The 11,946-nt window shown below is 33.3% G+C and carries 13 protein-coding genes; all 13 read right to left on the bottom strand.

Annotated elements, in window-relative coordinates:
* Positions 1-40: 40 nt before the first annotated feature.
* On the bottom strand, positions 41-1,033 hold the full coding sequence (locus BLP68_RS02545) for a PhoH family protein (protein ID WP_091539653.1): 993 nt from the start codon (positions 1,031-1,033) through the stop codon (positions 41-43).
* Positions 1,034-1,036: 3 nt separating this feature from the next.
* Positions 1,037-2,233 carry a sporulation protein YqfD gene (gene yqfD, locus BLP68_RS02550; protein ID WP_091539655.1) on the bottom strand — a complete coding sequence of 399 codons (1,197 nt, stop codon included), beginning with the start codon at positions 2,231-2,233 and terminating at the stop codon, positions 1,037-1,039.
* 12 nt (positions 2,234-2,245) lie between these two features.
* Positions 2,246-2,521: a sporulation protein YqfC gene (gene yqfC / locus BLP68_RS02555; protein WP_091539657.1), complete on the bottom strand. Its 276-nt coding sequence runs from the start codon at positions 2,519-2,521 to the stop codon at positions 2,246-2,248.
* Positions 2,522-2,689: 168 nt separating this feature from the next.
* Positions 2,690-3,199, bottom strand: a complete 510-nt coding sequence (locus BLP68_RS02560; RefSeq protein WP_091539660.1) for a hypothetical protein — start codon at positions 3,197-3,199, stop codon at positions 2,690-2,692.
* A 31-nt stretch (positions 3,200-3,230) separates the two neighbouring features.
* A complete protein-coding gene (floA, locus tag BLP68_RS02565; RefSeq protein ID WP_091539663.1) occupies positions 3,231-4,214 on the bottom strand; it encodes a flotillin-like protein FloA in 984 nt (327 codons plus the stop codon).
* A gap of 11 nt (positions 4,215-4,225) precedes the next feature.
* Entirely contained in the window at positions 4,226-5,518 is a 1,293-nt protein-coding gene (locus tag BLP68_RS02570) for an NfeD family protein (RefSeq protein WP_242876888.1), read from the bottom strand.
* Positions 5,519-5,799: 281 nt separating this feature from the next.
* Positions 5,800-6,912 (bottom strand): endonuclease/exonuclease/phosphatase family protein, encoded by a 1,113-nt coding sequence (locus tag BLP68_RS02575; RefSeq protein ID WP_091539665.1) that lies wholly within the window; start codon positions 6,910-6,912, stop codon positions 5,800-5,802.
* Between the two features lie 135 nt (positions 6,913-7,047).
* Positions 7,048-7,494 carry a GatB/YqeY domain-containing protein gene (locus BLP68_RS02580; RefSeq protein ID WP_091539667.1) on the bottom strand — a complete coding sequence of 149 codons (447 nt, stop codon included), beginning with the start codon at positions 7,492-7,494 and terminating at the stop codon, positions 7,048-7,050.
* A gap of 27 nt (positions 7,495-7,521) precedes the next feature.
* On the bottom strand, positions 7,522-7,707 hold the full coding sequence (rpsU, locus tag BLP68_RS02585) for a 30S ribosomal protein S21 (RefSeq protein WP_091539670.1): 186 nt from the start codon (positions 7,705-7,707) through the stop codon (positions 7,522-7,524).
* A gap of 129 nt (positions 7,708-7,836) precedes the next feature.
* The gene (locus BLP68_RS02590; RefSeq protein WP_091539673.1) at positions 7,837-8,184 is read right to left on the bottom strand and encodes a histidine triad nucleotide-binding protein; all 348 of its coding nucleotides are present in this window, start codon (positions 8,182-8,184) and stop codon (positions 7,837-7,839) included.
* A 170-nt stretch (positions 8,185-8,354) separates the two neighbouring features.
* On the bottom strand, positions 8,355-10,079 hold the full coding sequence (locus BLP68_RS02595; RefSeq protein ID WP_091539676.1) for a glycoside hydrolase family 88 protein: 1,725 nt from the start codon (positions 10,077-10,079) through the stop codon (positions 8,355-8,357).
* Complete coding sequence (locus BLP68_RS02600; RefSeq protein ID WP_091539678.1) at positions 10,072-11,307, bottom strand: AfsR/SARP family transcriptional regulator; 1,236 nt, start codon at positions 11,305-11,307, stop codon at positions 10,072-10,074. Before BLP68_RS02600 ends, BLP68_RS02595 begins: the two co-directional genes overlap by 8 nt.
* Before the next feature lie 285 nt (positions 11,308-11,592).
* Positions 11,593-11,946 (bottom strand): LPXTG cell wall anchor domain-containing protein (locus BLP68_RS02605; protein ID WP_176758837.1); only part of this gene is annotated, 354 nt, incomplete at its 5' end.

Raw genomic sequence — 11,946 nt, forward strand, 5'->3', positions numbered from 1 at the left:
AAAAGATAATCTAAAGCATTTATTATGGTCTGAACTTTTTTCATTTTCCTTTGTCCCCAGTATTCTTCAATTGCTTATGTTCATTAAGCTCATACGCCTTAATAATTTTCTGCACCAATGGATGTCTAACAACGTCTTTATCAGATAGATGAACCATACCTATATCTTCTACATTTTTCAATACCTCAGCAGCATTCTTTAGCCCTGATGATTTTCCTGCTGGCAAATCTATTTGAGTAATATCACCAGTCACTACCGCTTTTGATCCAAATCCTAATCGCGTTAGAAACATTTTCATCTGCTCTATTGTCGTGTTTTGTGCTTCATCCAGAATAATAAAGGAATAATCTAATGTCCTACCCCTCATATATGCTAAAGGAGCAACTTCAATCATTCCCCTTTCCATATACTTATTAAACTTCTCAACACCTAATATATCAAATAAAGCATCATACAACGGTCTTAAATATGGGTCTACCTTGTCTTTTAAATCACCTGGTAGAAACCCTAGTCTTTCACCTGCCTCTACGGCTGGTCTTGTTAAAATAATTCGATTGACTTGTTCATTCCTAAAAGCCTTTACCGCCATAGCCACAGCAAGATATGTTTTCCCAGTTCCTGCTGGTCCAATTCCAAATGTTAAGTCTCTATTTTCAATTTCTTGAAGATATTTTTTCTGACCAATTGTCTTAGGTTTAATAGGCTTACCCTTATCTGTTACAAATACAACATCAGCAGCCAATTCCTTAACTTTATTTTGCTGACCTTCCGTTATCAGATTAATGGCATAGCTTATATTCTGAACTGTTAAGCCTTCACCCTTTTCATAAACAGTCATTAGTTCTTCTATCAGCTTTTTTCCATTATTAACTTTTTTTTCATCTCCTAAAATAACAATTTCACCCTCACGTATTACAATATCAATGTTTAAAAGAGACTGAATTAGTTTAACATTTTTATCAAAGTTTCCGCATAGCTCTCTTGTAAAATCTGTGTTTTTTATTTCTATTCTGGTCTGATGTGAATTTGTCAAAGGTTAATCCTCCTCAATGTCTAATTTCTTTTGCTGGGCTATGTTCTCTATTACCTCAATAGTAAATTTACCCTGTAGTAAATCTCCTGTATTTTGGAAGTCTATTATAGTATTAGTTATTTCTCCTTCAAGTGGAATTTCCTCCATTAATTCATGAATTGCTTCATCATGCATTTTAATCTTCACTTCTTCTATATCTAACCTTTCTTCAATATCTACCGCCTCATAATAATCTTCTATCATTATTTCTACAGGCAGTTTGATATTCCTCCATAGAGTTATGGTTTTAATTTCATTTTCAAGAATATAATTATCGAATGGAACTTTCCCTCCATGAAAGGTTAGTTCCATTTGTCCTATACGCAGCATTTTACGGCTATATTCTTCACCTGTCTTTTCTTTTTTTATTTCAGTTAAGAAAACACTTTTTATTATATCGTAATATGTCCTTGCATATATTTCTCCATATGCATGCACATATAACGGACTTTGTAGACTATCTCGCTGTACCATTCCAGTGATTAATAGGTCTCCTTCAGATACGATGTCTCCCTTTTCAACTACTGCATCACCGTTTCTTGCAATAATTCGTTCTATAACCCCATTTTTTTTCGCTATTACGTTGCAGGGGGTATCTTTATCTATAATCTCAGGTGGTTGAATTTTTTCAACAACTTCTATCTTGGCATATATACCCCTAAGCTCGATTCCTACCCAAGCTAGCTGGTGAAATTCTGTTAACATCTGATTTTCTATTTCTCTTAAATTGACAGAATATCTATTTACGCCAGGCTTTAATCCCATTTCCCCCAGTGCGTTAATAATTAAATCCTCTTCTACTCTTTCATTACCAATTATATCAACAGAATATATAAAGCTGGAGGCGACTACAATTAATAGTAACGAAAAAAATGCTCCAGTCAAAAGCATTTTTCTTTTTTTGACTTTATGGGCCCAAAATGGATAACCGTTTTTTCTAGCAATAGATATTTTACACCCACATCGTCTAGTTATTTTACGTAAATCCTTAAATCCCTTGATTCCTACTCTTGCCTCTAATGTGGTATAACTCTTTCTTTGTATATTCCACAGATAAATATTTTTTTCGATACACATGTTTATAAATCTTTCAAGGTTCAAACCCTCTATGTTTATGATAACATAACCCCTGAAATAATTCCATAGTCTCAGTATTAACAATTCATTCACTCCCTAATCGTCAAATTCGACTTCACGGATCTCACCTACAATGACAATCTCCTCCAGCACAATATTCTTTAAAAGTAGATTTTTACCTATAACCCTTAGAACACCGCACTTAGTAAATATTCGTACGCGATTACTGGAATACTCAACTATTCCTTTATGATTTTCAACATATAACTGAAGATTACCAACCATGGTAATTTTGGGTAAATCCAGTACAATGTCCTGGGGAAGCTCTAGGATATCAGCAATTGTTTTTTTAATCTCTTCAGTTTTTTTCATCCCCACACCTCCCATCTATTCAATTTTTATGCCCATTGTGTTTTTTATAGAACAATCAAATGGAAATATAAAATGTTGAATGTTGAATGCTAAATGTTAAATTACAAAGAAGGAAAAAAGAGGATTTCCTGAAGGAAATCCTCTTTTCTGCTCTGCTTTTTTTAAATATCAAATTCTTCTCTTTTGCATACTCTTTGGTTTACCCAAAATTTCTGACATAATAATCCCTTCCACCAATGATGATTGACTGAAGGAAAGAGTTATATCTTGATTTTTATACTCAATCTCTTTTTTATATATACTCCCTGTTTTAAGAGGTGGTTTTGCTACAGAATCCTCTGTAGTATATTTAGTAGCCTCTAGTGTTTCTATTTCTTCCTCTTGTCTTGAGATTTCAGCTTGTACTGTATTGTCTATAGCTTCATTAGGTTCATCCTGTTGCTGGTATTCTCCAAACACAGTACTAATATCTTTTTGAAACTCCTTAAGCATATCCTCAAGTCCCGTTGATTTTTTAGCTGTTTTCTGTACGGTTGTTCTACTTGGTTGGGCCTGTCGTTCTGGATTGTTAATGGGTTGATGTGTCCTTTCTTCTCGTTGGCGTGGTTGTTTATTTTTATTGAACACTGAACTAAGTATTGCAATAACTATAAAGGCCACTATACTTCCCCAATTCATAGAATCACTTCCTTTTTTTTAGGAATCGATGTTATTCCTCTTGCTTCTTTGTTTCAGAAATCTTGCCAATTGATTCTCTCATATTTGTATCAGCTAATACATTTTTCATATTATAGTAATCCATAACACCTAGTTTTCCTTCCCTTAATGCAGCAGCCATAGCACGCGGCACCTCTGCCTCTGCCTCAACTACTCTAGCTCTCATTTCTTGAACAGATGCAACCATTTCTTGTTCCTTAGCAACAGCCATAGCTCTTCTTTCTTCTGCTTTTGCTTGAGCAATACGTTTATCCGCTTCTGCTTGATCAGTTTGAAGCTTAGCACCAATGTTTCTTCCGATGTCTATGTCAGCTATGTCGATAGATAAGATTTCATAGGCTGTTCCAGCATCTAAGCCCTTTGTCAAAACAGTTCTGGAAATCAAATCTGGATTTTCTAAAACTCCTTTATGACTTTCAGCTGAACCAACAGTGGTTACAATACCTTCTCCAACTCTAGCAATAATAGTTTCTTCACCAGCACCACCAACAAGACGCTCTATGTTAGCTCTAACTGTAACTCTAGCCTTTGCCATTACCTCAATACCATCCTTAGCAACAGCAGCTATTTTAGGAGTTTCAATTACCTTTGGATTAACACTTACCTGTACCGCTTGAAGTACATCACGCCCTGCTAAGTCAATAGCAGCAGCTCGCTCAAATTCCAAATTAATTTCTGCCCTTTGAGCAGCTATCAAGGCATCTATAACTCTATTTACATCTCCACCTGCTAAATAATGGGCCTCTAGCTTGTCTGTGTTTAAATCTAAGCCCGCCTTAGTGGCTTTAATCATTGGATTAACAATTCTGCTTGGCTGTACTCTTCTTAACCTCATTCCAATTAGTGTACCTATACCTATTTTGACTCCTGAAAAGTATGCTGTAATCCATAAACCTACTGGAATGAAGCTTAATATGATGGATAAAACAATAAAAACTATAGCAATTAAAATTACTAATGAAACCAATGCTGGCATATAAATCCCTCCTAATCAATTTTTCTTACAATTATTCTTCTTCCCTCTACTCTAACTATTCTTACCCTTCTGCCAATTTCTATAAAATCACCCTCCGAAACTACATCCAATAATTCATCATCTACTTCGATGCTTCCAGATGGCCTCAAATAGGTTTTAACTATACCCTCTGCTCCGATATATTTAGAGTATCTAGCTCCTGTTGAGGTATAACCTAAATCTGGTTTTTCAGTTGTAGCTAAGATAATGCGGTCAAAGTGCCTGTTCTTGGGTGCATATTTCAGAATTAACACAAAGGCAACTAAAGTAAGAATAAAGGAGATTAACAATGAAACAACTGCAGTTATTATACTATTTGTACTCATTATGATACTTGCTACTATACAAATTATTCCACCAACACCTGCTATACCAAAGCCAGGAGCAAATGCTTCAATTGTAAGTAAAGCTAGTCCTGCAATGAAAACAATTATTACTGCCCATCCTGCGTGTCCTGCTAGAATACTACTTCCAAAGTAAAGTGAAAATGCTACAAGTCCAATGGTTCCTCCCACTCCAAAGCCTGGTGTCAGTAATTCTATCAATAGACCTATAAAACCGATAGATAGTAGAAATGGAGCTACATAGGAGCTGCTGAAAATTTGAGCTAATTTAACTCTACCGGGAATATTTATCTCATTAATACGACTGTATTCTATTCCAAAATGTTCCAATATTTCTTCATAATTACCCGACACTAAATCAGTAAAATTAAGTTCCATTGCCTCTTGAGTTGTAAGGTTCAATAATCTACCCTTCTCAACAATCCCAGGAATTACGATTGTACTATCAGCCATAGCAGCAACTAGCTGGTCATCTCTTCCCTTATCCTGTGCTATAGTTCTTAATTGACTTGTCCAATAAGATAAGGTCTTTTCAGTATTGGGAACCGGCTCAGCCGAACCAATGGTACTACCTGGTGCCATAACAATATTATCTGCTGAAATTGCAAGTAATACACCAGCAGATTCAGCTTTAGTATTTACAAGGGAAATTGTTTTGTGTTTTGAACCTACAATTAAGTCGCTAATATTAACGGCAGAATCAATTAATCCCCCGTAAGTGTCAATCTCTAATATTATAGCAGTAGTTCTGGGATCCCTTTCTGCTTGATTTATACTGGTTTGTATAAATTGATGAACAGCAGGCCCTATTTCTCCCTTTATAGGTATAACATAAACAATACCTTCATCTTGCGATCCAAAAGCCTGAAAGCTCATTAAAATTAAAAATAGCATCATAAAAGTAAAAATTCGTTTTATCATATGCCACCTCCTCCTATAGTTATTTATATATATATTCATTTTATCAGTATTTAAACCTTTTTGAAAGGCTATTGTAAAATATTTCATATATTTTAATTATTCTATATGTAAACGGGGCGAAAAAATGAAATGAAAAGAAAAGAAATGAAAAATGTTGAGTGTTGAATGTTGAATGCAAAGACAATATATAGATAAGTGAAGAATGAAGAATTATGAGTTAAGAGAGAAAAAAATAGGAATTTGCCTCCAAATTCCTACCATAATTACTTATTACTCATTACTCATTGCAAGGGAAGAGCTATATCGATTACAATAGGATAGTGATCTGATGCTCTACTTTTAATTACATTATACTCTTCCAGCTGAATTGAAGGACTAAGAAATATATAGTCAATTCTTCCAGAAAGAATAGGTAGATCAAATGTAGGTTGATTATTATTATCAGAAACATAGCCGGTATCAACCATTTTTTTACTTAGAGTTCTAATCTCATCTGTATCTGGTGTGGCGTTAAAGTCTCCCATCAATATTATTTCACGTGGAATTATCTCCATATGCTTTTTTATAGTATCTATCTGTCTAATTCGTTCTGCTTGGTTTAATCCCAAGTGAGTTACCATAAACTGCACTTCTTTTTCATGTACATCTATTGTTGCACTTAGCAAGCCTCTTTGTTCTCTTTTACTGGGAAGCAATAGGTTTTCATAACTAGTAATAGGATACTTACTTAGTATTCCATTTCCATATTGTCCTCCAAGAAAACTCAAGTTATCACCATATACATAATACATAGATAAATATTCAGCTAAATATTTCATTTGATCCCTAAATTTCGATCTATAAATACCGTTGTCTGCTTCTTGAACTCCAATAATATCTGCATCAGTTTCTTTAATCAAGTCTGCAATAATATTTAAAGTATCTCTACCTAGTAAATTCTTACCATGATGTATATTATAGGTCATTATTTTCAAATTCGTCACTTCCCTATCATTTAAAACCTCTATAGAAGGAGCTTGTAAATGTACCTCTTCCATTTCTTCTATTATATATTTTTTCTCCTTACTTCCATTTGAATACAGACGAATTTTATTAATTTTGTGAAAATCTGTTCTATTACTGGTTACATAAAAATATTTATATCTATTTAGGTCATCTGCCTTTCTTGAAAAACTAGATTTTAAAACAGAGTATTGAACAATCTCATTTTTATCATCTAATGCCTCTAAAATTATTTCTTCTACTTCATAGGGAGCTTTCACTTCTAAATAATGTATTTCTTCGTTCATTAAATATTTTGTTACAGTCATTTCTCCCTGTGATGAGGCCTTCATAACAACACTTGATAACATCATTAACAATATAACCAAAATTACTAATCGTTTTTTTGTCATATCCCTCTAGCCCCTTTGTCATCTGAATGTTTTGTTAATTAATTATAGCATAGGCTTGAATACTAAGGATATTGACATATATTACTAAATAACAAAAAAATAATTAAACCCGGAGTACTCCGGGTTTACTATCTTTTATGACTGTAAATGTTTTTTTACAAGTTCACTAACTAGCTTACCATCAGCCCTACCTTTAAGCTTAGGTAGAACAGCAGCCATCATCATGCCCATGTCCTTCATTGAAGAGGCACCAACATCTTTTTTAGTTTCAATAACAATTCTAGAAACTTCTTCCTCTGATAATTGTTCTGGTAAGTAAGTCATAAGCCAACGAATTTCTTCTTTCGCCTGCTTAACCAAGTCTTCACGTTCACCCTTTGAAAATTCATCTAGGGCGTCTCGACGCTGTTTGACCTGCTTTGATATTATTCCAATAACATCTTCATCAGTAAGTTCAACCCGCGAATCGACTTCTACCTGCTTAATATCAGAACGAATCATTGTAATAACATTTTTTCGAAGCTGATTTTTTTCCTTCATAGCTTCTTTTAAATCACTAGCTAATTGCTCTTTGAGGGACAATGTATTCACCTCTACTAATTAATTTTATTAAAACTTGCTCTTGGTTTTATTACGACGAGCAGCCTCTGCTTTCTTCTTACGCTTTACGCTAGGCTTTTCGTAATGCTCTCTTTTTCTTACTTCTGATAAAATACCAGACTTAGCGCATTGTCTTTTGAATCTACGAAGCGCACTATCTAAGGTTTCATTATCTCTGATTTTTATCTCTGACATACTTCTCCCTCCCTCCGCTAGCACCGGCTGTGCTTTATCTATAAGCAACATATTATGCTATATTGCTAGTGGGATTATTACAATACCTTGTTATTATACATTAAATAAATAGGTTATGCAATAAAAATTTTAACCTGGAGGCCACTGTAATTGTCTGCCTCCCAGCAAATGAAAATGCAAGTGTCCCACCGTTTGTCCACCATCTTGGCCACAATTATTTACGATTCTATATCCCTTTTCATAGAACTTAAATTCCTTAGCCAAGTGATTGATGGCCCGAAAGACAGCTGGCATAATTTCATCATAGTCAGTCTCTTCTAATTGAATTGCGGAAGTTATATGCTTTTTGGGAATAATAAGTAGATGAAGAGGTGCTTGTGGATTAATATCTTTAAAAGCCAGTACATGTTCATTCTCATAAAGTATATCGGTTGGTATCTCTCCATTAGCTATTTTACAAAAGATACAATCTTTCATTTTACACCTCCTTATCAAATAATTAATATCATATTTCAACATAAAATTATAAAACCCTTCTAGTAAACTTAATTTTTATTGAAATAATCCTATTCCTTAGTATTATCCACTGTTTTGTTTTTAAGTTAAATCCAAATTAATATATTATGATTATATCTTTACCTAATTTATCACATATTTTTAATTTTATGTGTTAGTAATTTATAATATGAGATTAAACTAGAAATATTATGTTGTGTATAATCAATTCTTAAATCGTACTTGTATAAGCCCCTTTGAAAGGCTCCTAGGCATAATTTTTTATTATTATAAAACATTACTTTCTCAGGCCGCAATTGTGTCCTTAACTGAAACCGGATACCTTCATCAATAGCTTTTTTAATAGCTTTTTTAATTTTTGTAACATCTGTTGTATTGTCTAAATTATTTAATAATTGATAGACGGCACACAATCCTTCACTACGACAGGCTGTAGGTGTTGATTCTAACCGTGGCTCTGGTAGAAGATATGCTCCATTCCATTCATTATTCTCACCATCATTAAGTATTTGGCTTTTAACAATTGCATTAGCTATTAATAACCCATGATTAAGATATGAAGCTTGTGGACGCTGCTGATATAATTCATTTAGTGCATAGAGTAACCAATGATCATGTGCTATAGTGTCTTCATTAGAATTTTTGTCTCGTATTTCAATAAGGTAGTAAGCAGATTTTTCTGCAATGTCCAACCAAATTTCATTCCCATCAATTTGATAAAGGCGAACCAAAGCAAGCATAGCTTCACCTGGATAATAGTGAGAAATAAAATCATATATCTTTCCTGTTGAGTATTGCTGTTTATGTATGGTAAAACGTCCTTCTTCATTTTGTGTTACCACCATCCATTCTGCCATACTCTGCATCAAGGGCAAAAACTTGGTATCGCCAGTTATCTGTGTATATTTTGCTAAAGCAATAATAGTTAATGCATTTCCACCTAATTTAATAATATCTTTTTCAACAACTACATTAACAGATTTCCCGTTGAACTCATAATTTATAATTTTTTCTAATAAAAATTGGATAGCACCTTCACAAATCTTTAGTAATTCCTTATCCCCAGTCAACTCAAAGGTCTCTAATATTGAATAGGTAGTTCCTGCATGTCTCAAGATATTATACCGTTTTTCCTTTACTCCTTCCCATGGTAGATATGAGTATATATATTTACCTTTTTTATTTACTACATTTTTAAAATAATTATCTTTAGTCAATATGATAGCTTCCATAATAGCATCCTTACTAATTTGTGGAGCTAAAGAACTCAAATAATTTAAGTTGTTTATACTATAATCATCAATATAATAAGTGTCTGTCCGTATTTTATAAATCTCCAATAAAGACACACGATTTAATGAGTCAATAAATTTTTCACCTGAAGGAAGGTGGTAGTGTTTATTAAACGCTTCTTTAATATTCTTTACTTGAAATTTTTGGTCCTTAATTAAATTAAATAACAGTACTTCTTCCGGTAAAAATAGAGCATCTAAGTTTTTTCCGACTGCCAATCCATCAATCCCTGTTTTAAAAAGAATCCGGTCATTTTTAATGTCTAAAAAGGGATCAGATTTTTTTGCTGGACGAATATCCTTAATTATATCTATTCTGATTGATTGTGGTTTATAAATTTTATAATTGTAATATGTATCCAATGCTGACTCAATGGCTGTTTGAAAGGTCTCACCTCTACCTTGATACATGTATAATGAATTATTGTAATCATATAGGCTTAATATCAAGTGAATTTCATTGTTTATTACATTGGTTTGAAAAATAGGATACTTCAAATTGGAGAGCTCTGTTCTTTTTGCCATTCTAATTGTATCGAATAAGTTACGTAAGAATTCATTCATTTTGACCACTCCTTGCCTGTGGAGGTAAAACTTCTAGGTAATGAGTTTGTATAGTATCTGGACTTTCAGAGTAGTAATTATAGAATGAATTTAATATACGTGAAAGAACTTTTTCCATGATTAAATCATTCAATCCTGGTAACAAAACTAAGAAATTCGAGTTATCCCAGCGAGTAATTGTATCTCCCTTTCGGAGCTGTTCTAATAAGTGTTTCTCTAACGAAGTCATCGCTTGTTGTTTTTTCTCTAAACTGACAGTTGAAGGATGATTCATAGTTATCATACAAATCATAGCCATATTACCACTGCGTTCACTTCTTCTACATTCAAGTTCGTAAATCATTTTAAATACATAAGGTTCGCAGTAAAAGGCATTTTCTATCTTCTTATTATCTAAATCAATCTCAAGATCCTCTATAGAGGAATGCATATGATTAGTTGCGAGTATTCTTTTATAAGCTGATTTTAAAGCTGGAGAAGGTTTTAATCCCATTTCTTGATATAAAAAGGTAGTGAAGTATTCATAATGCTTTTGTGCCTGCTTCACTTCTTTTTCTTGTAATAATGCTTCTATGTAACGTAAATGTATTTCTTCTTCATATACTTCCACTTGAATGGCCCGCTCACAAATCTGTAGTATTTCATTCCAATTACCCTGTACTTTAAGAAGATTGGTGATGTTATAAACAGACTTTAAGTAAAGGCGCCTATAGTAATTCCTAATTGGTATTACCCATAATTGTTCTATGCACTCTGACAAATAGTCTCCCTGGTACAAAGATAATGCCATTCTATAGTTTATAAGTGCCCCTTCAGGTCTAGCTTCCTTCATTTCTTCCGCCATCTGAACAGCTTTTTCAAATAAATCGATATCAAGTTGTATGTTTATTTTAGTATTCCAACTGTAAAACCCATTGTTGAAAACAATAAGCTGCTCTTCATTACTTTGAACTTCTTCAAGTATCTGTCGTAAACGGTGCATTTGACGACGTAAAGTACTACGTGAGTCACTATAGTTTTCCCGCGACCATAGTGTTTCCATTAGGTTTTCAGGGGTAAAAGACCGTTTGCGATGAGTTAACATAAATTTAAATAATTCCCAAATTTTCTTAGAACCTGGTGCAGAAGACACTAATGAATTATTGTTTTTTTTCACATCAAAGTGACCAAGAGTCGATATTTCTATAGTATGGCAACTTATTTGTGTATTCTTAGTATTGGTCTTCATTTCTATTCCTTCCTCCCCGAAAACACAGTTAGTCTTTGAAAAATTTAGCTAAATTACAAGAAAAATGTAAGTTTATGTCGAGTTTTGTAATAACATTATACATCATTAATTAACTGATGAAAACACATTAGTTATACTTAAGCTGAACTAAAATATGTTTAGGAACAACTTTCTATGTAAAAAAAATAAAGCAGGTATTATAGAGTAATACCCGCTTTATTAATCGATAATCATCATCAATTATCCTATGTTACAAAATTCGATATTTGTTATGACAAATTATTTTTAATTATTTTTTTTGGTTTTTCTTCTCATAATTAATCCTGTTAAAGATATTCCTAAACCAGAAATTATCATATGAAGAGGATTCCTCTCTCCGGTCTTTGGTAATTCAGAAGATCCCAATGGTATTTCTTCATCAAGAATAATTTCTGTTTCATCAAGACTAACTTCTGTTTCATCAAGACTAACACCTGTTTCATCAAGATTAATTTCTGATATACCCAGTGGTATTTCCAGATCATCGATGATTTCCTCGTCATCGTCATCGTCGTCATCGTCGTCGTCATCGTCGTCGTCATCGTCATCATCATCGTCATCGTCATCATCGTCATCATCGTCATCATCATCGTCATCATC

The organism is Alkaliphilus peptidifermentans DSM 18978, from assembly GCF_900101495.1.
GTDB classification, from domain to species: Bacteria; Bacillota; Clostridia; order Peptostreptococcales; family Natronincolaceae; genus Alkaliphilus_C; species Alkaliphilus_C peptidifermentans.